Origin of the sequence: Streptomyces sp. adm13(2018) (genome assembly GCF_008042145.1) — a bacterium.
Lineage (GTDB): Bacteria > Actinomycetota > Actinomycetes > Streptomycetales > Streptomycetaceae > Streptomyces.
Genome location: NZ_RDBH01000129.1, coordinates 1,635,882 through 1,656,585 on the forward strand (window position 1 = coordinate 1,635,882; position 20,704 = coordinate 1,656,585).

The window sequence follows — 20,704 nt, forward strand, 5'->3', positions numbered from 1 at the left end:
GCGCGGGAGCGGACGGGCGGGCGGATACCGCGACGGCGACCGCTGCCGCACCCGGGGGCCGGGACCTGCCGGCCGCCCGGCCCGGCTTCCGCGGTGTGTGGATCGCCACGGTCTCCTGCCGCGACTGGCCCTCCCGGCCCGGCCTGACCGCCGAGGCGCAGCGCACCGAACTCCTCGCCCACCTGGACACCGCCGTCGCACGACGGCTCACCGCGGTGATCCTCCAGGTCCGGCCGACGGCCGACGCGTTCTGGCCCTCGCCGTACGAGCCGTGGTCGGAGTACCTCACCGGGACCCAGGGCCGCGACCCCGGCTGGGACCCGCTGGGCACGGCCGTCGAGGAGGCGCACGCGCGAGGGCTGGCACTGCACGCCTGGTTCAACCCGTACCGGGTCGCCAACCACACCGACCCGGGCCGGCTCGCGGCCGGCCACCCGGCGCGGGTCAATCCCGGGTGGGTGCTGCCGTACGGCGGGAAGCTGTACTACGACCCCGGGCTGCCCGAGGTCCGGCGGTTCACCCAGGACGCGATGCTGGACGCGGTACGGCGGTACGACGTCGACGCCGTGCACTGGGACGACTACTTCTATCCGTACCCGGTGGCCGGGGAGGTCTTCGCCGACGACGCGTCCTACGCGCGGTACGGCGGGGAGTTCCCCGACCGGGCGTCCTGGCGCCGGCACAACACCGACCTGCTGGTCTCGGAGACGGCGGAGCGGATCCGGGCCGTCGCGCCGGGCACCGCCTTCGGCGTGAGCCCCTTCGGGGTCTGGCGGAACAGTGACCGGGATCCGGAGGGCTCGGACACCCGGGCCGGGGTCGCCGGATACGACGACCTCCACGCCGACACCCGGAAGTGGATCCGCGAGGGCTGGATCGACTACGTGATGCCCCAGCTGTACTGGCACATCGGCCTGCCCGCCGCCGACTACGCCACACTGCTGCCCTGGTGGGACAGGGTGGTACGGGGAACCGGCGTCGACCTGTACATCGGCGAGGCGCTCTACAAGGCGGGTGACCCCGCCCAGCCGGCCGCCTGGCAGGACCCGCGGGAGCTGTCACGCCACCTGGACCTGGCCGCCGCCCACCCGGGGGTCGGCGGGCACTGCTTCTTCGCGGCGCGGGAGGTCGGGGGGGACCCGGATCGGGGCCATGTCCGCCGTGGTGGCGGACCACTACCCGACCGGGGCCCGGGCGCCGGGGCGGGGCTGATCCGGACTCAGCCCGCGCCCGCCTCGGGGTGGTGGCGTACGACGGTGTCGGGACCCGGGGACATCAGGGCCTCGTGGCCGTCGTCGAACTTGACGCGGTACGGGGGCGTGCCGTCCTCCCCCAGTACCTGAAGGACCTCGGCCGTACGGTCGTGGTGACCGACGGTCCGGCCGTGCACCAGCAGTGTGTCGCCCACGTTCGCCTGCATCGGGGATGACCTCCTCGCGACCGGGCCTGTGCTGTTCCGTACCTCTGTCTGCCATTGTGTCCCGGATCGCTCCGGTCCGCCGGGCCGGCGGCGTCAGCTCCCCGACCGCTGGGTCACCGCGATGCAGACCAGCACCGCCACCGCCGCGAGCGGCGCGGCGAGCGGCAGGGTCTCGCCCAGCAGCGCGACCGACCAGACCAGGGTGAGGAGCGGCTGCGCGAGCTGGAGCTGGCTCGCCCGGGGGATGCCGATCGAGGCCATGCCCCGGTACCAGACGTACAGGCCGAAGAAGGTGGAGCCGACCGCCACCCAGGCCAGGCCGAGGACACCGTGGGCGTTCAGGTGGACGGGCTCCAGGGAGAGCGCCACGGCCGAGCCGACCGCCATCAGCGGCAGGCAGAGGATCAGCGCCCAGCCGATGACGTGCCAGCCCGGCATGAGCCGCGCGAGGCGGCCGCCCTCGGTGTACCCGGCCGCGCAGACCACCAGCGCGCCGAACAGGTACAGGTCGCCCCGCGACACCGCTCCGCCGCTCTGCTGGACCGTGAAGGCGAGCACGACGACAGCGCCCGACACGGCCGCGCACCAGAAGGTCCGGGACGGCCGGCGTCCGGTCCGCAGCGCGGCGAACGCGGCCGTGGTGAGCGGCAGCAGGCCGACGACCACGGCGGCGTGCGAGGTGGTCGAGGTCTGCAGGGCCAGGGTCGTCAGGAGCGGGAAGCCGACGACGACACCGCCGGCGACCACGGCGAGGCCGGCCCAGTGGCGCCGGTCCGGCAGCGGTACCCGGCCGGCGAGGAGGAACGCGCCCGCGACGAGGGCGGCGAGGGTGGAGCGCACGGCCACGAGCGACCAGGGGCCGAAGCTCTCCAGGCCCCAGGCGGTCGACGGGAAGGTGAGCGAGAAGGCGACCACGCCGAGGGCGGCGAGCAGGGTGCCGCGGGGGAGAGGGTCGGCGGGCGCGGCGGGCGCGCCGCCGGAGGTCCGGGGTGCCGCGCCACTGCCGGCACTGCCGGCCACCACGGTGCTTCTCGCGCCGCCGGCTCCCGCGGTGCTTCCCGGTGGGCCGTCCGCGGCGGCGGTCATGCCGTCCGTCGGCTGGGCGGTGGCGTTCCCCGCGGTGGCCCCGCGGCCCGCGGGACGTCCGTCCGTCGTGGTGACCGCTATCGTCCTGGAGGCAGTAGCGCTATTCTTTGCTCTCATGAGTGAGCGTAGCAGTGTCGCAGAGCTGGCGCAGTCCCTGAGGGTGGAGCTCGACCGCTACTCTCCTGGTGGAAAGCTGCCGTCGAGTCGCGCCCTCGTCGAGCGCTACCGGGTCTCCCCGGTGACCGTCACCCGGGCGCTCGCGCAGCTCGCCGCCGAGGGGCTGGTCGTCACCCGTCCCGGCGCCGGCGCCTTCCGCGCCGAGCCCCGCACCGCCGCCCCCGCCACGGGCGACACCTCCTGGCAGGAGGTCGCCCTCAGCGCCGACACCGCCACCGAACTCGTCCCCCGGGCCGTCGACGCCTCCGGCGTCCTCGTCACCCTGGCCGCCCCGCCAGCCGGCGTGGTCGAGTTCAACGGCGGGTACCTCCACCCGTCCCTCCAGCCGGAACAGGCCCTCGCCGGCGCGCTCGCCCGTGCCGGCCGCGGGCCCGGCGCCTGGGGCAGGCCGCCCACCGAGGGCCTCCCCGAGCTGCGCGACTGGTTCGCCCGCGAGATCGGCGGCAGCGTCACCGCCGCCGACCTCCTCGTCACCGCCGGCGGCCAGTCCGCCATCACCACGGCCCTCCGCGCCCTCGCGCCGCCCGGCACACCGGTGCTGGTCGAGTCGCCCACCTACCCGGGCATGCTCGCGGTGGCCCGCGCCGCCGGACTGCGCCCCGTCCCGGTGCCGGTCGACGCCGACGGCGTCCGCCCCGAGCTGCTCGACGCCGCGTTCCGGGCCACCGGCGCCCGCGTCTTCGTCTGCCAGCCGCTCTTCCAGAACCCCACCGGGGCGGTTCTGGCACCCGAGCGGCGCCGCGAGGTGCTCCGTATCGCCCGCGCCGCCGGTGCCTTCGTGGTCGAGGACGACTTCGCCCGCCGGCTCGTCCACGAGGGCGCGCCGACCCTCCCCGCACCGCTCGCCGCCGACGACCCCGACGGCGTCGTCGTGCACGTCTGCTCCCTCACCAAGGCCACCTCGCCGAGTCTGCGCGTCGGCGCCCTCGCCGCCCGTGGCCCCGTCCTGGAGCGGCTCCGCGCCATCCAGGTCGTCGACAGCTTCTTCGTACCGCGCCCCCTCCAGGAGGCCGCGCTCGAACTCGTCGGCTCACCCGCCTGGCACCGGCACCTGAGGGGCGTCGCGCAGGAGCTGAGGAGCCGGCGGGACCTGCTGACCGGCGCCCTCGCCCACCGGCTGCCCGCGTTCGGCCTGCCGCACGTCCCGTACGGCGGCTACCACCTCTGGCTCCGGCTCCCCGACGGCGTCCCGGAGGCGGGGCTGCACGCCGCGGCCCTGCGGGCCGGGGTCGCCGCGGCCCCCGGCCGCCCGTACTTCTGCGCCGAACCGCCCGCCGGCCACATCCGGCTGAGTTTCGCGGGTGTCGCGGGCCCCACGGAGATCGCGGAGGGCGTGCGCCGGCTGCGTACCGCGTTCGACGAGCTCGCCGCCTGAGCGCGGGCGGCCCGCCGGGCGGGGGAGCGGCCCCCGCCCGCGTCGGCCCGCCGCATCCGAGGCCCCGGCAAATTCACCTGACAAACCCCCCGAGTCACTGGAACGCTGCGCGCATGAGCGACAGCGCAGCCACCGACGCCCCCGTCATGCACGGGGCGTACGAGATCTCAGCCGACGCCGCACGGATCGACGCGGCCCGGGTCCACCACTGGCTGTCCACCGACTCCTACTGGGCCCACGGCCGACCTCGGGAGAAGCAGGACCGGGCCATGGCGGGCTCGCTCAACCTCGGCGCCTACCACCGCGAGACCGGCGAGATGGCCGCCTACGCGCGCGTCGTCACCGACTACGCCACCTTCGCCTGGCTCTGCGACGTCTACGTCGACCGCCCCGCCCGCGGCACCGGCCTCGGCACGGCGCTCGTCACCGCCGTCCGCGACCGGCTCGCGCCGTACGGGCTGCGCCGCATCATGCTCGCCACGGCCGACGCGCACGGCGTGTACGAGAAGGTCGGTTTCACGCCACTCCAGAATCCGGACAAGTGGATGGCTCTCGGGCAGCAGTGAGCCGGAGCCCCTCCGGCCCCGGCGAATGACCCCTTGACCTGCGGAGCCTCCGGCCTCACGATCGCGGCCATGGGTCTTAGGGTGACGCTCGTCACGGCGGGACGCAGCTCCTCCCTGCTCGCCGAGCGCTTCGAGGACGACCGGCCGCTGGACGAGGCCGGCTGGTACGAGGTGCAGCAGGCCGCGCCCGCGCTCATCCCCCTCGGCGCGGCCGAACTGCGCTACTGCTCCCCGACTCCGCGCAGCCGCGCCACCGGAACCGCCCTCGGCTACGCCCCGCTGGCCCAGCCCGCGCTCCGCGACTGCGACATGGGCCGCTGGCGCGGTCTGACGCTCGCCGAGGTCGCCGCCCTCGAACCGGGGGCCGTCGACGCCTGGCTCACCGACGCCCGTACCGCCCCGCACGGCGGCGAACCCCTCCTCGCCTTCATCACCCGGATAGGGAACTGGCTCGACACCCGCCCCGCCGACGACGTCGAGATCGTCGCCGTCGCCGAACCCTCCGTGGTGCGGGCCGCCCTCGTGTACGCGCTGAAGGCGCCGCCCGCCACCTACTGGAACGTCGACGTCCGCCCGCTCTCCACCGTCACCCTCACCGGCCGCCCCGGTCTCTGGCACCTCCAGCTCGACACGGCCCTCCGCTGAGCGGCCCGATCGGCAGGTGGCGGCGTCGGGAGGGGTGGCGGGGTCGGCGACCGGCGCGTGGCGGGCCCGGGGCGTGACGGCGATCGGCACGTGGCGGCGGCGGGGACCGGCCGGGACCGGCTAGCCTGAGAGCACGATGAACCGTTTGACCACGTCATGGGGCGCCTTCACGCTGACCCGCCATCCCGAGGACCCGCGCGACCAGTTGCGCGCCTGGGACGCGTCCGACGAGTACCTCCTCGGCAGACTGGCCGAGGAGGGCACCGACCTGTCCGGCACCGTCGCCGTCCTCGGCGACCGCTGGGGAGCCCTCGTCACCGCCCTCCAGGCCGCCGGCCCCGGAGAGCTCGTCCAGATCTCCGACTCGTACCTCGGACGGCGGGCCACCCGGACCAACCTCGCGCGCGCCGGGGCCGGCCGGGACTCCGTCCGGCTCCTCACCACCCAGGACCCGCCGCCCGAGCGGATCGACGTCCTCCTCGTCCGGGTCCCCAAGAGCCTCGCGCTCCTGGAGGACCAGCTGCACCGGCTCGCACCCGCCGTGCACGAGGGCACCGTGATCCTCGGCACCGGCATGGTCAAGGACATCCACACCTCCACCCTCCGGCTCTTCGAGCGGATCCTCGGCCCCACCCGCACCTCGCTCGCGGTGAAGAAGGCGCGGCTGATCCACACCACGCCCGACCCGTCGCKCACCCCGCGCCCGAACCCCTGGCCGCACCGCTACGACCTGCCGGCCGACACCCCGGCCCCCGGGCTGCCCGGTCTGACCGTCACCAACCAGGCCGGGGTCTTCTGCGCCGACCGCCTCGACATCGGCACCCGCTTCCTCCTGGCGAACCTGCCCGGCGGCATCGGCCGCGTCCGGGTCGCCGACCTCGGCTGCGGCAACGGCGTCGTCGGTCTCGCCGTCGCGCTCCACGAGCCCGACGCGGAACTGATCTTCACCGACGAGTCGTACCAGGCGGTCGCCTCGGCCGAGGAGAACTTCCGTACGCACGTGGGCGCCGGGCGCAAGGCCGAGTTCCTCGTCGGCGACGGCCTCGCCGACGTGCCCGACGGCTCGGTGGACCTCGTCCTCAACAACCCGCCGTTCCACAGCCACCAGGCCACCACCGACCGCACGGCCCGCCGGATGTTCTCCGACGCGCGGCGCGCGCTGCGGCCGGGCGGCGAGCTGTGGGTCATCGGCAACCGCCACCTCGGCTACCACGTCACCCTCCGCCGGATCTTCGGCAACAGCGAACTGGTCGCGAGCGACGCCAAGTTCGTGGTCCTGCGGGCGGTACGACAGGCCTGAGGCCCGCCCGGAGCCGCCGGGACGTCGACGAGGGGGCGCGGCCGACCGGCCGTGCCCCCTCGTCATGCGCCCGGCCGCGCGGGCACGGAGAAGGCCGGCTCGACGCGGGGGTCGTCGAGCCGGCCTTCCGGGGGTGTCGGGCACGGGTGCGCGACGGGGGAGCCGAGCGCGTGGTGTCCGACGGGGGAGGGTCAGTCGGTGCCGAACTCCATCGCGGCACGGTCCAGCATCTCGTCCTCGTCGGTGGCTTCGCCGCGGGACGCGATGGCCTCCGCGCCGCCCTCGGGGAGTTCCGTGAGGGTGCCGATCAGCCCGGTCGCGGCCGCCTGGGCGGCGCCGACGGCGGGGCTGTCGGTGCCGAGCAGACCGAGGCCCGCGTACTGCTCCAGCTTGGCGCGGGAGTCGGCGATGTCGAGGTTCCGCATGGTGAGCTGGCCGATGCGGTCCACCGGCCCGAAGGCCGAGTCCTCGGTCCGCTCCATGGACAGCTTGTCCGGGTGGTAGCTGAACGCCGGGCCCGTCGTGTCGAGGATCGAGTAGTCCTCGCCGCGCCGCAGCCGCAGGGTCACCTCGCCCGTGACGGCCGCGCCGACCCAGCGCTGGAGCGACTCCCGCACCATCAGGGCCTGCGGGTCCAGCCACCGGCCCTCGTACATCAGCCGGCCGAGGCGCCGTCCCTCGTTGTGGTACTGGGCGAGGGTGTCCTCGTTGTGGATGGCGTTGACCAGCCGCTCGTACGCGGCGTGCAGCAGGGCCATGCCGGGGGCCTCGTAGATGCCCCGGCTCTTGGCCTCGATGATCCGGTTCTCGATCTGGTCGGACATGCCCATGCCGTGGCGGCCGCCGATGGCGTTGGCCTCCATGACGAGGTCGACGGCGGAGGCGAACTCCTTGCCGTTGAGGGACACCGGCCGGCCCTGGGCGAAGCCGATCGTGACGTCCTCGGTGTCGATCTCGACGGACGGGTCCCAGAAGCGGACGCCCATGATCGGCTCGACGGTCTCCACGCCGGTGTCGAGGTGCTCCAGCGTCTTGGCCTCGTGGGTGGCGCCCCAGATGTTGGCGTCGGTGGAGTACGCCTTCTCCGTGCTGTCGCGGTAGGGGAGGTCGTGGGCGACGAGCCACTCCGACATCTCCTTGCGGCCGCCGAGCTCCGTCACGAAGTCCGCGTCCAGCCAGGGCTTGTAGATCCGCAGGTGCGGGTTGGCGAGCAGACCGTAGCGGTAGAACCGCTCGATGTCGTTGCCCTTGAAGGTCGAGCCGTCGCCCCAGATCTGGACGTTGTCCTCGAGCATCGCCCGCACGAGGAGGGTGCCGGTGACGGCGCGGCCGAGCGGCGTGGTGTTGAAGTACGCGCGACCGCCGGAGCGGATGTGGAACGCCCCGCAGGTGAGTGCGGCGAGCCCCTCCTCGACCAGCGCGGCGCGGCAGTCGACCAGGCGCGCGATCTCGGCACCGTAGGTCTTGGCACGACCGGGCACCGAGGCGATGTCGGGCTCGTCGTACTGACCGATGTCGGCGGTGTAGGTGCAGGGGATGGCGCCCTTGTCGCGCATCCATGCGACCGCGACGGAGGTGTCGAGGCCGCCGGAGAAGGCGATGCCGACGCGCTCGCCGGCGGGCAGGGAGGTGAGGACCTTGGACATGGGAAGAGTATGCATCATCTCGCATGGTCATGCAAAGGGGGCGTCGCGGGACCACCGGAATCGGGTGGCCCTCCCGCCTGCCCGCCCGTCGTTGCATAAAACTGCGGCGCCACGTATAGTCATGCCATCCATGAGGAGGGTTTCGATGACGGTACGAGTAGCAGTGGCGGGTGCGAGCGGATACGCGGGTGGAGAGCTCCTGCGTCTTCTTCTCGCCCACCCCCACGTGGAGATCGGCGCCCTGACCGGCCACTCCAACGCCGGCCAGCGGCTCGGGGCCCTCCAGCCCCACCTGCTGCCGCTCGCCGACCGTGTCCTCGTGCCCACCACCGCCGACGAGCTCGCCGGGCACGACGTCGTCTTCCTCGCCCTGCCGCACGGCCAGTCCGCCGCCGTCGCCGAACAGCTCGGCCCGGACGTCCTCGTCGTCGACATGGGCGCCGACTTCCGGCTCAAGGAGCCCGGCGACTGGGAGACGTACTACGGCTCCCCGCACGCCGGTACCTGGCCCTACGGCCTCCCCGAACTGCCCGGCGCCCGCGCCGCCCTCCAGGGCTCCAAGCGGGTCGCGGTGCCCGGGTGCTACCCGACGGCCGTCTCCCTCGCGCTCTTCCCCGCGTACGAGAACGGGCTCGCCGAGCCGGAGGCCGTGATCGTCGCCGCCTCCGGCACCTCGGGCGCCGGCAAGGCGGCCAAGCCGCACCTGCTCGGCAGCGAGGTCATGGGCAGCATGTCCCCCTACGGCGTCGGCGGGGGCCACCGGCACACCCCCGAGATGATCCAGAACCTCAGCGGACCGGCCGGGGAGCGGGTCACCGTCTCCTTCACGCCGACCCTCGCGCCGATGCCCCGCGGCATCCTCGCCACCTGCACCGCCACCGCGAAGCCCGGCGTCACCGCCGAGACCGTGCGGGCCGCGTACGAGAAGGCCTTCGCGGACGAGCCGTTCGTCCACCTGCTCCCCGAGGGGCAGTGGCCGGCGACCGCCTCCGTCTACGGTTCCAACGCCGTCCAGGTACAGGTCGCGTACGACGCCGCGGCGAACCGGATCATCGCGATCAGCGCCATCGACAACCTCACCAAGGGCACCGCCGGCGGCGCGGTGCAGAGCATGAACATCGCTCTCGGTTACCCCGAGAGCATCGGACTTTCCACGATCGGAGTGGCGCCGTGAGCGACGCGCGCGCAGCCACCGGTCCGCAGACGACGACGAGCCCCGCACCTCCGCGCTGCGCGGGCGGAGAAGCGAACGGAGAAACACAGTGAGTGTCACCGCAGCGAAGGGGTTCACGGCAGCGGGCATCGCCGCCGGGATCAAGGAGAACGGCAACCCGGACCTGGCCCTCGTGGTCAACACCGGGCCCCGCCGCGCCGCCGCGGGCGTCTTCACCTCCAACCGCGTCAAGGCCGCCCCGGTCGTCTGGTCCCAGCAGGTCCTCGCCGACGGCGAGCTCACCGCCGTCGTCCTCAACTCCGGCGGGGCCAACGCCTGCACCGGCCCCCAGGGCTTCCAGGACACCCACGCCACCGCCGAGAAGGTCGCCGAGGTGCTCAGCGCCGCGGGCGCGGAGGTCGGCGCGGGCGAGGTGGCCGTGGCCTCCACCGGCCTCATCGGTCTCCTGCTCCCCATGGACAAGCTCCTCCCCGGCGTCGCGAAGGCCGCCGCCGAACTGTCCCCGCACGGTGGTGAGAAGGCCGCGATCGCCATCAAGACCACCGACACCGTCCACAAGACCTCCGTGGTCACCAGGGAAGGCCCCGGCGGCGGCTGGACGGTCGGCGGCATGGCCAAGGGCGCGGGCATGCTCGCCCCCGGCCTCGCCACCATGCTCGTCGTGCTCACCACGGACGCCGACGTCGACAGCGCCGGCCTGGACAGCGCCCTGCGCGCCGCCACCCGCGTCACCTTCGACCGGGTCGACTCCGACGGCTGCATGTCCACCAACGACACCGTCCTCCTCCTCGCCTCCGGCTCCTCCGGCACCACCCCCGGACGGGACGACTTCACCGCCGCCGTCCGCGAGGTCTGCGACGACCTCGCCCGCCAGCTCATCGGCGACGCCGAGGGCGCCAGCAAGGACATCCGCATCGAGGTGGTCAACGCCGCCACCGAGGACGACGCCGTCGAGGTGGGCCGGTCCATCGCCCGTAACAACCTCCTCAAGTGCGCCATCCACGGCGAGGACCCCAACTGGGGCCGGGTGCTCTCCGCCATAGGCACCACCCGGGCGGCCTTCGAGCCCGACGAGCTCAACGTCGCCATCAACGGCGTCTGGGTCTGCAAGAACGGCTCCGTGGGCGAGGACCGCGACCTCGTCGACATGCGCTACCGGGAGGTCACCGTCACCGCCGACCTCGCCGCCGGCACCGAGTCCGCCGTCATCTGGGCGAACGACCTCACCGCCGACTACGTCCACGAGAACAGCGCGTACTCCTCATGAGCGACCCCCAGGCCCCCGAGGGCTCCGAGCACCCCGAGAGCACCACCCGGAAGCACACCGCGCTCCCCAAGGCGCAGACCCTCATCGAGGCCCTGCCCTGGCTCACGCGGCACAACGGCAAGACGGTCGTCATCAAGTTCGGCGGCAACGCCATGATCGACGAGGACCTCAAGGCCGCCTTCGCCCAGGACGTCGTCTTCCTGCGCCAGGCCGGCCTCAAGCCCGTCGTCGTGCACGGCGGCGGCCCCCAGATCAGCGCCGCCCTCGACCGGCACGGCATCGTCAGCGAGTTCAAGGCGGGCCTCCGGGTCACCACCGAGGACGCCATGGACGTCGTACGGATGGTCCTCGCCGGCCAGGTCCAGCGCGAACTCGTCGGGCTGCTCAACCAGCACGGCCCGCTCGCCGTCGGTCTCACCGGCGAGGACGCCCACACCATCACCGCCACCCGGCACCGCCCCTTCGTGGCCGGCGAGCACATCGACATCGGACGCGTCGGCGAGATCACCGCCATCGACACCGGCGCGATCCGGGCCCTCCTGGAGGACGGCCGCATCCCGGTCATCTCCTCCATCGCACGCTCCCAGGACGACGGACATGTCTACAACGTCAATGCTGATACGGCGGCTGCGGCTCTCGCTGCGGCGCTGGGCGCCGAGACCCTGATGGTCCTCACCGACGTCGAGGGCCTCTACGAGGACTGGCCGCACAGCGACGAGGTCATCAGCAGGCTCACCGCGAGCCAGCTGGAGAAGCTGCTGCCCGAGCTCTCCAGCGGCATGGTCCCCAAGATGCAGGGCTGCCTGCACGCCGTGCGGAACGGGGTCACCACGGCCCGCGTGATCGACGGCCGGGTCCCGCACTCCATCCTGCTGGAGATCTTCACCGACGAGGGCATCGGCACGATGGTCGTGCCGGACGGACTGGGGGACTGATGAGCGACACCACGCAGACCGGGAACGAGCAGCTCACCGCACGGTGGCAGGGCTCGCTCATGAACAACTACGGCACCCCCCGGCTGCCCCTCGTCCGCGGCGAGGGCGCCAGGGTCTGGGACGCCGACGGCAATGCGTACCTCGACTTCGTCGGCGGCATCGCCGTGAACGCCCTCGGCCACGGCCACCCGGCCGTCGTCGAGGCCGTCACCCGGCAGGTCGGCACCCTCGGCCACGTCTCCAACCTGTTCGTCGCCGAGCCGCCCGTCGCCCTCGCCGAGAAGCTCCTCGCCCTCTTCGGCCGACCCGGCAAGGTCTTCTTCTGCAACTCCGGCGCCGAGGCCGTCGAAGGCGCCTTCAAGATCGGCCGGCTCACCGGCCGCTCCCACATGGTCGCCACCCGGGGCGGGTTCCACGGCCGCACCATGGGCTCCCTCGCCCTCACGGGGCAGCCCGCCAAGCAGACCCCGTTCCTGCCGTTGCCCGGCGACGTGACACATGTGCCCTACGGGGACGTGGAAGCGCTCCGCGCCGCGGTCACCGAGGACACCGCCCTCGTGATCATCGAGCCGATCCAGGGCGAGAACGGCGTCGTCGTCCCGCCCGCCGGCTACCTCAAGGCGGCCCGGGAGATCACCCGCGCCACCGGCACCCTCCTCGTCCTCGACGAGGTCCAGACCGGCATCGGCCGCTGCGGCCAGTGGTTCGAGCACCAGGCGCACGAGGGCGTCGACCCCGATGTCGTCACCCTCGCCAAGGGACTCGGCGGCGGCCTCCCGATCGGCGCCACCGTCGCCTTCGGCCCCGCGGCCGACCTCTTCGGACCCGGCCACCACGGCACCACCTTCGGCGGCAACCCGGTCGCCTGCGCCGCCGGGATCGCCGTTCTCGACACCCTCGGCGCCGACGCGGCCCTCGATCACGTGAAGGCGGTCGGCGAGCGGCTGCGGCAGGGAATCGAAGGTCTCGGGCACCCGCTGGTCTCCCACGTCCGTGGTGCGGGCCTCCTGCTGGGTATCGTGCTCACGGAGTCCCTCGCACCCCAGGTGCAGCAGGCGGCTCAGGACGCCGGCCTCCTGGTGAACGCGCCCGCCCCCGATGTCGTACGGATCATGCCTTCGCTGCTCCTCACCGACGCCGAGGCGGACGCCTTCCTCCAGGCGCTGCCGGGAGTCCTCGACGTGGCGAACGGGCAAGGACGAACCGGAGAATGAGACGACGATGACCGACGCGCAGGAAAACGAGCACGGCGGGCCGTCCGTTCCGCAGACCCGCACCGCACGCCACCGCAGGATCGTCGACATCCTCAACCGGCAGCCGGTGCGCTCGCAGAGCCAGCTCGCCAAGCTCCTCGCGGACGACGGGCTGAGCGTCACCCAGGCGACGCTCTCCCGCGACCTCGACGAGCTGGGCGCGGTGAAGATCCGCAACACCGGCGGCGAGCTGATCTACGCGGTGCCGAGCGAGGGGGGCTTCCGCACCCCGCAGGCACCGCTCGGCGAGTCCGCGAAGGAGGAGCGCATGCGGCGCCTCTCCGGCGAACTGCTGATCTCCGCCGAGGCGTCCGCCAACCTCGTGGTCCTGCGGACCCCGCCGGGCGCCGCCCAGTTCCTCGCGTCGGCCATCGACCAGGCCGAACTCCACGCGATCCTCGGCACGATCGCGGGGGACGACACCCTGCTGCTCATCAGCCGCGACCCGGCGGGCGGCCAGGCCCTCGCCGACCACCTGCTGAAGCTCGCGCAGCAGTAGCCGGTCCTCAGTACCGCAGGAGCGTGTGACCGCCGTCGGACCACTGCGCGTTCCGACGGCGAGGGACGCGGCTAACCGGCTGTGCGTGCCGGCGGCTGCGGCGGCAGGGGGAGCGGAATCGCCGGGAGCCCGTCGAGGCTGGTCCCGATGTGGTCCTTGCGCTCGCAGTACGCGTTGAACTCCTCGTCGGTCTTCCGGTTGAAGTACTCGGCGTGCATCCCCCGGTCCTCCTGGTACTCCATCAGCGGGACCGCGAACCCGCACGCGTCGCTGACCCGCCGCGCGTGCACGAGGACGATCGCCCGCGCGCTGCCCTGGCCCTCGACCGCCTCCGCGGGGAACCGCGCGAACAGCTCCGCCCAGCGCGGGTCGTCACGGAACACCGCCTCTCCGGTCCCGTGCACCCGCACGACGGTCGGCGGCCCGGAGAACGCCGTCCACATCAGGGTGATCCGCCCGTTGCCCGGCTCCCGCAGATGCGCGACGGTCTCCGCGCTGCTGCCCCCGAAGTCGACGTAGGCGAGGGTGAGTTCGTCGAGCACCACGAGGGTGCCGCGGCGGCCCTTGGGGGAGAGGTTGACATGACCGTCCCCGGAGAGGGGAGCGGTCGCGGTGAAGTACACCGGCTGGGCCTCGATGAAGGCACGGAGACGTCCGTCGATCCGCTCGTACGTTTTTCCCATGTTCCGGATTCTTTCCGACCGGCGGGGCCCGGCGCGACGGCGTTCCGCTCCGTGGTCGGCCCCAGCGCCGCCGCGCCGGGCCCGGCCCCGCCGGATTGACGAATCATGCAGAGTTCTGCATACTCATGCATATCGATGGTCGCGAAGACTGAGGAGCAGGTGTGAGCAGCAACAACGGTGATGTGCGGCTCTGGGGCGGACGGTTCGCCGACGGGCCCGCCGAGGCCCTGGCGAAGCTGTCCGCGTCGGTGCACTTCGACTGGCGCCTCGCGCCGTACGACATCGCCGGTTCCCGTGCCCACGCGCGCGTGCTGCACACGGCCGGGCTGCTCACCGAGGACGAGCTGACCCGCATGCTCGCGGGCCTCGACCGGCTGGAGGCGGACGTCGCCGACGGCACCCTCGTCGGCACCATCGCGGACGAGGACGTCCACACCGCCCTGGAGCGCGGCCTCCTGGAGCGCGTCGGCCAGGACCTCGGCGGCAAGCTCCGGGCCGGCCGGTCCCGTAACGACCAGGTCGCCACCCTCTTCCGGATGTACCTGCGCGACCACGCCCGGATCATCGGCGGCCTGGTCGCCGACCTCCAGGACGCCCTCGTCGGCCTCGCCGAGGCGCACCCGGACGTCGCCATGCCCGGTCGTACGCACCTCCAGCACGCCCAGCCGGTGCTCTTCGCCCACCACGTGCTGGCCCACGCGCAGTCCCTCTCGCGGGACGCCGAGCGGCTGCGGCAGTGGGACACCCGCACGGCGGTCTCCCCGTACGGCTCCGGCGCCCTCGCCGGCTCCTCGCTCGGGCTCGACCCGGAGGCGGTCGCCAGGGACCTGGGCTTCGAGCGCGGTTCGGTCGGCAACTCGATCGACGGCACGGCCTCCCGGGACTTCGTCGCCGAGTTCGCCTTCATCACCGCGATGATCGGCGTCAACCTGTCCCGGATCGCGGAGGAGATCATCATCTGGAACACGAAGGAGTTCTCCTTCGTGACCCTCCACGACGCCTTCTCCACCGGCTCGTCGATCATGCCGCAGAAGAAGAACCCGGACATCGCCGAGCTCGCCCGGGGCAAGTCGGGCCGTCTGATCGGCAACCTCACCGGTCTGCTCGCCACGCTCAAGGCGCTGCCGCTCGCCTACAACCGCGACCTCCAGGAGGACAAGGAGCCGGTCTTCGACTCCTGCGACCAGCTGGAGGTCCTGCTGCCGGCCTTCACCGGCATGATGGCCACGCTCACCGTCCACCGGGAGCGCATGGAGGAGCTGGCCCCGGCCGGCTTCTCCCTCGCCACCGACATCGCGGAGTGGCTGGTCAAGCAGGGTGTGCCGTTCCGGGTCGCCCACGAGGTCGCCGGCGAGTGCGTGAAGGTCGCCGAGTCCGAGGACAAGGAGCTCGACGAGCTGACGGACGAGCAGTTCGCCAAGATCTCCGAGCACCTGACCCCCGAGGTGCGCACCGTCCTCAACGTCCCGGGCGCCCTCGCCTCCCGCAGCGGCCGGGGCGGCACGGCCCCCTCCGCGGTCGCCGTCCAGCTCGTCGAGGTTAAGGCCGACCTGGTGATCCAGCACGCCTGGGCCACCGCCAAGCAGAAGTAGAGAAGTAACCCGCCCCCTCGGGGGCGTCACAGAACCAACCCGCCCCCTCGGGGCGTCACAGCGCCGCCGCCCAGTCCGCGAGCGCGTCGAAGTCCGGCCGGAGCAGTCCGAACCGGGGGTCGACGTGCAGCAGCAGGGCGGCGGCGAGGTGGTTCTGCTCCACGAACTCCCCGTCGTACGGGGTGATGTCGTCGTCCACCCAGGCGAACGGCCGCCCCGCCGCGTACTCCAGGATGTACTGCGTCTTCCAGAAGGTCCCGCGAGGGGCCCTTCCGTGCATCACGGGCCAGTCGATGAAGGGCAGCGCGGGCAGCCCGAGGTGCGGCCCGATCCAGTGGTTCGCCTCGTCCTTCCAGGTCGTCGCCCAGACCAGCTCGTACGCCTTCGCCAGCCCGAGCAGCTCCTCCCCGTGCGCGGGGTTCAGCCACACCCGGAGCGGCTTCGTCCCGAACCAGCCGCCCGGCCTCATCCGGTGGGTCGTGTACCCCTCGGGGCGTCGCTCGCGCTGTGCCGCGTAGGGGTTCAGGGGCCCGTCCACGTCGATCAGCAGCAGTGGCTTCGTCATGTTCACAGCATTCCGTTCCCGCCCCGGGTGAGGCGTCGAATTATTGAATGAGACATAGATGTCTCATTAGGTGTATGGTCGTCTCATGTCAGTCGATCGCACCCAGGTGCTCCACGCAGCCGCCGCCCTGCTCTCCCGCAAGGCGACCGCCACGATGGACGAGGTCGCCCGGTCCGCCGGGATCGGCCGGGCCACGCTGCACCGGCACTTCGCCGGCCGGGACGCCCTCGTGCGGGCGCTCGAAGACCACGGACTGCACGAGATCGAGGCCGCGCTCGCACGGGCCGAGCCCGAGACGGGGCCCGCCGACGAGGCGGTGCGCCGGATCGTGACCGAGGTCGAGCACCTCGCCCCGCTGCTGTCGTTCCTCGTCACCGAGAACCAGCTCTTCGAGGGCGACCAGCAGAACGAGGGCTGGGCCCGCATCGACGCCCGGGTCTCCGCGCTCTTCCGGCGAGGCCAGGAGGACGGCGTCTTCCGGATCGACCTGACCCCCGCCTGGCTCACCGAGGCCTTCTACGGGCTCATCGGTTCCGGCGCCTGGGCCGTACAGGACGGCCGGGTCGCCGCCAAGGACTTCCAGTACATGATCGTCGAGCTGCTGCTCGGCGGAGCGCGCAGGAGCGTGGAGAAGTGACCACCAGCACCCTCAACACCACGGACCATACCGAGGGCGTACGCCGCCCCGGCCGGTGGCTGGCCCTCTCCGTCCTCGTCCTGGCCGTCCTCCTCGTGGCGGTCGACGCCACGGTGCTGGGCCTCGCCACCCCCTTCCTCTCCGAGGACCTGAAGCCCTCGGGCACCCAGCTCCTCTGGATCGGCGACGTCTACTCCTTCGTCATCGCCGGACTCCTGGTCTCCATGGGCAGCCTCGGCGACCGCATCGGCCGCAAGAAGCTGCTCCTGATCGGCGCCACCGCCTTCGGCGCCGTCTCCGTGCTGAACGCCTACGCGACCAGCCCCGAGACGATGATCGTGGCGCGCGCCCTGCTCGGCGTCGCCGGCGCGACCCTGATGCCGTCCACCCTGGCCCTCATCCGGAACCTCTTCCACGACCCGCGCGAGCGCAGCCTCGCCATCGGCATCTGGGGTGCCATGGCCTCGGCCGGCGCCGCCGTCGGACCGGTCGTCGGAGGCTTCCTCCTGGAGCACTTCTGGTGGGGCTCGGTCTTCCTGATCAACCTGCCCGTGATGGCGGTCCTCGTCTTCGTCGGCATCAAGCTGATCCCGGAGTCCAAGAACCCCAACCCGGGCCCCTGGGACCTGCCGAGCGTCGGACTCTCCCTCGTCGGCCTGATCGGGGTCGTATACGCGATCAAGGAACTGGCCTCGCACGGACTCTCCGCCGACGCGGGCATCGCCGCCCTCGTCGGAGCCGGCGCCCTGACCTGGTTCGTCCGCCGGCAGCTGACCCTGCCCGCGCCGCTCCTGGACATGCGGCTGTTCCGCCACCGCGGCTTCTCGGGCGCGGTGCTCGCCGACCTGCTGACCATCCTCGGCCTCTCCGGCCTGGTCTTCTTCCTGTCCCAGTTCTTCCAGCTGGTGCAGGGCAGGCAGCCGCTGGAGGCCGGACTCGCCGAACTCCCGGCGGCGGTCGGCGCGGTCACGGCCGGTCTGATCGCGGGTGTGGTGGCCCGGCGCTTCTCCGTACGGTCCGTGGTGGCCGGCGGTCTCGCGGCGGTCGGCCTCTCGCTGGCCGCTCTCACGACGCTCGACCAGCACACCGGCTACCCGCTGCTCGGCGCCGCGCTCCTCGTGGTCGGCGTGGGCGCCGGGTTCGCCTTCACCGTCACGGCGGACGTGATCCTGTCCAGCGTCCCGAAGGACCAGGCCGGTTCGGCCTCCGCGGTCTCCGAGACCGCGTACGAACTGGGTGCCGCCCTCGGCATCGCCGTCCTCGGCTCGATCGTGACCGGAGTCTACCGGGGCTTCGCCACCCCGGCCGGGGTCCCCTCGGACGTCGCGTCGGCGGCCCACGAGTCGCTCGGCGGCGCCGTCGAGGCGTCCGGCGCCCTCGCCCCGGACACGGCGGCTGCCCTGGTGTCGTCCGCGCAGCTGGCCTTCGTCGACGGTCTGCGGATCGCGGCGGGCGTCGGCGCGGCGGTCCTCCTCGCGACGGCGGTCGCGGCCTGGTTCCTGCTCAGGGGCCAGAAGCTGGAGGACGGCGTCGAGCACTGACGCTCCCGCACAGGGCGGTGCCCCGTACAGCCGGGCTGTACGGGGCACCGGCCTGTCGTCACGGTCGAGGCGTCAGGCGGCCTTCGCCTTGGTGGCGTACATGTCCACGTACTCCTGGCCCGAGAGCCGCATGACCTCGGCCATCACCGAGTCGGTCACGGCCCGCAGCACATAGCGGTCGCGGTCCATCCCGTCGTAGCGGGAGAACTCCATCGCCTCGCCGAAGCGGACCGTCACCCGGCCCGGACGCGGGAAGCCCGAGCCGCCCGGCTGGATCTTGTCCGTCCCGATCATCGCGAACGGGATCACCGGGGCGCCCGTCATCAGCGTCAGCCGCGCGATGCCCGTACGGCCCCGGTACAGCCGGCCGTCGGGGGAGCGGGTGCCCTCCGGGTAGATCGAGAAGATCTTGTCCTCCTCCAGCACCCGACGACCGGTCATCAGGGCCGCCACACCGCCGCGGCCGCCGTCCCGGTCCACCGGGATCATGCCCACGCTGGTGAAGAACCAGGCCATCGCCCGGCCCTTGAGGCCCTTGCCCGTCACGTACTCGTCCTTGCCGATGAAGAAGACCGGACGGTCCAGGCAGATCGGCATGATCATCGAGTCGATGAAGGTCAGGTGGTTGCCCGCGAGGATGACGGGACCGGTCCCCGGGATGTTCTCGGCGCCCTCCACGCGGGGGCGGAACATCAGGCGCATGACCGGCCCGAGCACTGCCTTGATGATCGCGAGACGGGACAACGGTTCCTCCGGTGGGATGCGGGTCAGTCGAGCTGACGGTGCAGCTGGCGACGATACTCGCGGGTCACGTCCGTGCGCACATCGGGTTCACCCACCGGATACGCAGTGTTGACGTGTGTTTCCGCCATGTTCGGCGTAGGTCTGCCGCGCGTAGGGCCCCGGTGCCTAGCGTCGGAGGCACCCGTCGACAGGTGCGGGACCTGACACAGGAGGACACCACATGACCCAGGGCGAACGCCGGATCCCGGCCCGGCGCACGGTTCTCGGAGCGGCGGGCGCCACGGTCCTCGGCGCCTCCACGACCCTCGCCACCGGAGGTACGGCACAGGCGGCGCCGGACACCGCCGGAGCCGCGTCCGCCGCGGCGGGATGGGGCCACGGCTACCGCTCCCTCCCCGTCCCCACCGTCATCGCCCACCGCGGCGCCAGCGGCTACCGGCCCGAGCACACCCTCGGCTCCTACCGGCACGCCCTGGACCTCGGCGCCCATGTGATCGAGCAGGACCTGGTCCCCACCCGGGACGGACACCTGGTCTGCCGCCACGAGAACGACATCACCGGCACCACCGATGTCGCCGACCACCCGGAGTTCGCGTCCCGCAGGACCACCAAGAGCGTCGACGGCGTCTCCCTCACCGGCTGGTTCACCGAGGACTTCACGCTCGCCGAGCTGAAGACCCTCCGGGCCAAGGAGCGCATCCCGGCCGTCCGTCAGGAGAACACCCTGTACGACGGCCGCTGGACCATCCCCACCTTCGAGGAGGTGCTCCGCTGGGCCGAGGAGGAGGGCCGCCGCCGGGGCCGCCGGATCTGGCTCCACGTCGAGACCAAGCACCCCACCTACTTCCGCGGCCTCGGCCTCGGCCTGGAGGAGCGCCTCGCCCGGCTGCTGCGCCGGTACGGCCGCGACCGCGCCGACTCCCCGGTCTTCCTCCAGTCGTTCGAGCCGACCAGCGTCCAGCGGCTCGCGAAGCTGGTCGACTCGCCCGGTGTCGTCCTGCTCTCCGGACCCACGAGCCGCCCCTGGGACTTCGTCCAGGCGGGCGACCCGCGCACCGTCGCCGACCTGGTCACCCCAAAGGGCCTGCGCTGGATCGCCTCGTACGCCCAGGGCATCGGCCCCTCGCTCGACCTGGTGATCCCGAAGGACGCCGGCGGCCGCCTCGGCGACCCGACCACCCTGGTCCGCGACGCGCACCGGGCCGGCCTGATCCTCCACCCGTACACCCACCGCAACGAGAACTCCTTCCTGCCCGCGGAGTTCCGCAGGGGGACCGACCCGACGGCCTACGGGGACTCCTTCGGGGCGCTCAAGCGGTACCTGGCGACGGGGATCGACGGCATCTTCTCCGACAACCCGGACACCGCCCTGCTGGGCGCGGCGGACCTCACCGGCCGCGACTGAGCGGGCCGGGCGGCCCGAGCGGCCCGTGCGGGTCCGCCGACCGGACCCGCACACCGCCCTCCCGGGTGGTTTGACGCCCGAAGCGCAACCAACCGCGCGTGCCCCGGCATGGTCCGGTGCATGACCGCACCCGTGACCGCCACCGCTCCCGCGAGCACCACCGCTCCCGTCACCACCCCCGCACCCACCCGGAC

19 protein-coding genes and 1 pseudogene are annotated in these 20,704 nt (G+C 72.8%); 14 read left to right on the plus strand and 6 right to left on the minus strand.

Annotated features, from left to right (window positions below; all coding sequences use genetic code 11):
- Positions 1-1,212: pseudogene (locus tag EAO70_RS24250) on the plus strand (glycoside hydrolase family 10 protein); the annotation flags it as partial.
- 7 nt (positions 1,213-1,219) lie between these two features.
- On the opposite strand, the gene EAO70_RS24255 reads toward EAO70_RS24250, so the two are convergent.
- Together EAO70_RS24255 and EAO70_RS24260 are read right to left on the minus strand one after the other, a co-directional pair.
- Entirely contained in the window at positions 1,220-1,420 is a 201-nt protein-coding gene (locus EAO70_RS24255) for a DUF1918 domain-containing protein (protein ID WP_148004898.1), read from the minus strand.
- 93 nt (positions 1,421-1,513) lie between these two features.
- Positions 1,514-2,623, minus strand: coding sequence for a DMT family transporter (locus EAO70_RS24260; protein ID WP_261993006.1), 1,110 nt, complete (start codon positions 2,621-2,623; stop codon positions 1,514-1,516).
- On the opposite strand from EAO70_RS24260, the gene EAO70_RS24265 reads away from it, so the two are divergent.
- The 4 genes from EAO70_RS24265 (at position 2,622) to EAO70_RS24280 (ending at position 6,569) form a co-directional block, all read left to right on the plus strand.
- A complete protein-coding gene (locus EAO70_RS24265; protein WP_148004899.1) occupies positions 2,622-4,058 on the plus strand; it encodes a PLP-dependent aminotransferase family protein in 1,437 nt (478 codons plus the stop codon). The two genes, EAO70_RS24260 and EAO70_RS24265, sit on opposite strands and share 2 nt — an antisense overlap.
- A gap of 113 nt (positions 4,059-4,171) precedes the next feature.
- Positions 4,172-4,624 carry a GNAT family N-acetyltransferase gene (locus EAO70_RS24270; protein WP_187284001.1) on the plus strand — a complete coding sequence of 151 codons (453 nt, stop codon included), beginning with the start codon at positions 4,172-4,174 and terminating at the stop codon, positions 4,622-4,624.
- 69 nt (positions 4,625-4,693) lie between these two features.
- On the plus strand, positions 4,694-5,269 hold the full coding sequence (locus EAO70_RS24275; RefSeq protein ID WP_148004900.1) for a histidine phosphatase family protein: 576 nt from the start codon (positions 4,694-4,696) through the stop codon (positions 5,267-5,269).
- 136 nt (positions 5,270-5,405) lie between these two features.
- A complete protein-coding gene (locus tag EAO70_RS24280; protein WP_187284002.1) occupies positions 5,406-6,569 on the plus strand; it encodes a methyltransferase in 1,164 nt (387 codons plus the stop codon).
- Positions 6,570-6,760: 191 nt separating this feature from the next.
- Here EAO70_RS24280 and argG read toward each other — a convergent pair whose 3' ends face one another.
- The gene (argG, locus tag EAO70_RS24285) at positions 6,761-8,215 is read right to left on the minus strand and encodes an argininosuccinate synthase (protein ID WP_148004902.1); all 1,455 of its coding nucleotides are present in this window, start codon (positions 8,213-8,215) and stop codon (positions 6,761-6,763) included.
- Between the two features lie 145 nt (positions 8,216-8,360).
- On the opposite strand from argG, the gene argC reads away from it, so the two are divergent.
- The 5 genes from argC to EAO70_RS24310 all read left to right on the plus strand — a co-directional run bounded on the left by argC (position 8,361) and on the right by EAO70_RS24310 (position 13,343).
- On the plus strand, positions 8,361-9,389 hold the full coding sequence (gene argC, locus EAO70_RS24290; protein WP_148004903.1) for an N-acetyl-gamma-glutamyl-phosphate reductase: 1,029 nt from the start codon (positions 8,361-8,363) through the stop codon (positions 9,387-9,389).
- An 88-nt stretch (positions 9,390-9,477) separates the two neighbouring features.
- Positions 9,478-10,656, plus strand: coding sequence for a bifunctional glutamate N-acetyltransferase/amino-acid acetyltransferase ArgJ (argJ, locus tag EAO70_RS24295; RefSeq protein WP_148004904.1), 1,179 nt, complete (start codon positions 9,478-9,480; stop codon positions 10,654-10,656).
- Positions 10,653-11,591, plus strand: a complete 939-nt coding sequence (argB, locus tag EAO70_RS24300) for an acetylglutamate kinase (RefSeq protein ID WP_148004905.1) — start codon at positions 10,653-10,655, stop codon at positions 11,589-11,591. Before argJ ends, argB begins: the two co-directional genes overlap by 4 nt.
- Positions 11,591-12,805: an acetylornithine transaminase gene (locus EAO70_RS24305; RefSeq protein ID WP_148004906.1), complete on the plus strand. Its 1,215-nt coding sequence runs from the start codon at positions 11,591-11,593 to the stop codon at positions 12,803-12,805. Before argB ends, EAO70_RS24305 begins: the two co-directional genes overlap by 1 nt.
- A gap of 7 nt (positions 12,806-12,812) precedes the next feature.
- Positions 12,813-13,343, plus strand: coding sequence for an arginine repressor (locus EAO70_RS24310; RefSeq protein WP_148004907.1), 531 nt, complete (start codon positions 12,813-12,815; stop codon positions 13,341-13,343).
- Between the two features lie 71 nt (positions 13,344-13,414).
- On the opposite strand, the gene EAO70_RS24315 is transcribed toward EAO70_RS24310, so the two are convergent.
- Positions 13,415-14,026 carry a pyridoxamine 5'-phosphate oxidase family protein gene (locus EAO70_RS24315; protein ID WP_148004908.1) on the minus strand — a complete coding sequence of 204 codons (612 nt, stop codon included), beginning with the start codon at positions 14,024-14,026 and terminating at the stop codon, positions 13,415-13,417.
- Between the two features lie 161 nt (positions 14,027-14,187).
- Between EAO70_RS24315 and argH the strand changes: the two genes are divergently transcribed.
- Entirely contained in the window at positions 14,188-15,618 is a 1,431-nt protein-coding gene (gene argH / locus EAO70_RS24320; protein WP_148004909.1) for an argininosuccinate lyase, read from the plus strand.
- Between the two features lie 55 nt (positions 15,619-15,673).
- Here argH and EAO70_RS24325 read toward each other — a convergent pair whose 3' ends face one another.
- Positions 15,674-16,183 carry an HAD domain-containing protein gene (locus EAO70_RS24325; protein WP_148004910.1) on the minus strand — a complete coding sequence of 170 codons (510 nt, stop codon included), beginning with the start codon at positions 16,181-16,183 and terminating at the stop codon, positions 15,674-15,676.
- Between the two features lie 85 nt (positions 16,184-16,268).
- Here EAO70_RS24325 and EAO70_RS24330 point away from each other — a divergent pair, with 85 nt between their 5' ends.
- Together EAO70_RS24330 and EAO70_RS24335 are read left to right on the plus strand one after the other, a co-directional pair.
- Positions 16,269-16,820 (plus strand): TetR/AcrR family transcriptional regulator, encoded by a 552-nt coding sequence (locus tag EAO70_RS24330; protein ID WP_148004911.1) that lies wholly within the window; start codon positions 16,269-16,271, stop codon positions 16,818-16,820.
- Positions 16,817-18,361 (plus strand): MFS transporter, encoded by a 1,545-nt coding sequence (locus EAO70_RS24335; protein WP_148004912.1) that lies wholly within the window; start codon positions 16,817-16,819, stop codon positions 18,359-18,361. The genes EAO70_RS24330 and EAO70_RS24335 overlap by 4 nt, the downstream gene beginning before the upstream one ends.
- A gap of 72 nt (positions 18,362-18,433) precedes the next feature.
- Here the strand turns inward: EAO70_RS24335 and EAO70_RS24340 are convergent, their stop codons facing one another.
- On the minus strand, positions 18,434-19,105 hold the full coding sequence (locus EAO70_RS24340) for a lysophospholipid acyltransferase family protein (RefSeq protein WP_148004913.1): 672 nt from the start codon (positions 19,103-19,105) through the stop codon (positions 18,434-18,436).
- Between the two features lie 220 nt (positions 19,106-19,325).
- Here EAO70_RS24340 and EAO70_RS24345 point away from each other — a divergent pair, with 220 nt between their 5' ends.
- Positions 19,326-20,510 carry a glycerophosphodiester phosphodiesterase gene (locus EAO70_RS24345; RefSeq protein ID WP_148004914.1) on the plus strand — a complete coding sequence of 395 codons (1,185 nt, stop codon included), beginning with the start codon at positions 19,326-19,328 and terminating at the stop codon, positions 20,508-20,510.
- Positions 20,511-20,704 lie beyond the last annotated feature (194 nt).

Excerpts from the sequence above, each read along its gene's own strand:
- EAO70_RS24255 (WP_148004898.1), bottom strand. The coding sequence starts at position 1,420 with ATGCAGGCGAACGTGGGCGACACACTGCTGGTGCACGGCCGGACCGTC.
- EAO70_RS24265 (WP_148004899.1), top strand. The coding sequence starts at position 2,622 with ATGAGTGAGCGTAGCAGTGTCGCAGAGCTGGCGCAGTCCCTGAGGGTG.
- EAO70_RS24260 (WP_261993006.1), bottom strand. The coding sequence starts at position 2,623 with ATGAGAGCAAAGAATAGCGCTACTGCCTCCAGGACGATAGCGGTCACC.
- EAO70_RS24270 (WP_187284001.1), top strand. The coding sequence starts at position 4,172 with ATGAGCGACAGCGCAGCCACCGACGCCCCCGTCATGCACGGGGCGTAC.
- EAO70_RS24275 (WP_148004900.1), top strand. The coding sequence starts at position 4,694 with ATGGGTCTTAGGGTGACGCTCGTCACGGCGGGACGCAGCTCCTCCCTG.
- argG (WP_148004902.1), bottom strand. The coding sequence starts at position 8,215 with ATGTCCAAGGTCCTCACCTCCCTGCCCGCCGGCGAGCGCGTCGGCATC.
- argC (WP_148004903.1), top strand. The coding sequence starts at position 8,361 with ATGACGGTACGAGTAGCAGTGGCGGGTGCGAGCGGATACGCGGGTGGA.
- argB (WP_148004905.1), top strand. The coding sequence starts at position 10,653 with ATGAGCGACCCCCAGGCCCCCGAGGGCTCCGAGCACCCCGAGAGCACC.
- EAO70_RS24305 (WP_148004906.1), top strand. The coding sequence starts at position 11,591 with ATGAGCGACACCACGCAGACCGGGAACGAGCAGCTCACCGCACGGTGG.
- EAO70_RS24310 (WP_148004907.1), top strand. The coding sequence starts at position 12,813 with ATGACCGACGCGCAGGAAAACGAGCACGGCGGGCCGTCCGTTCCGCAG.
- EAO70_RS24315 (WP_148004908.1), bottom strand. The coding sequence starts at position 14,026 with ATGGGAAAAACGTACGAGCGGATCGACGGACGTCTCCGTGCCTTCATC.
- EAO70_RS24325 (WP_148004910.1), bottom strand. The coding sequence starts at position 16,183 with ATGACGAAGCCACTGCTGCTGATCGACGTGGACGGGCCCCTGAACCCC.
- EAO70_RS24330 (WP_148004911.1), top strand. The coding sequence starts at position 16,269 with ATGTCAGTCGATCGCACCCAGGTGCTCCACGCAGCCGCCGCCCTGCTC.
- EAO70_RS24345 (WP_148004914.1), top strand. The coding sequence starts at position 19,326 with ATGACCCAGGGCGAACGCCGGATCCCGGCCCGGCGCACGGTTCTCGGA.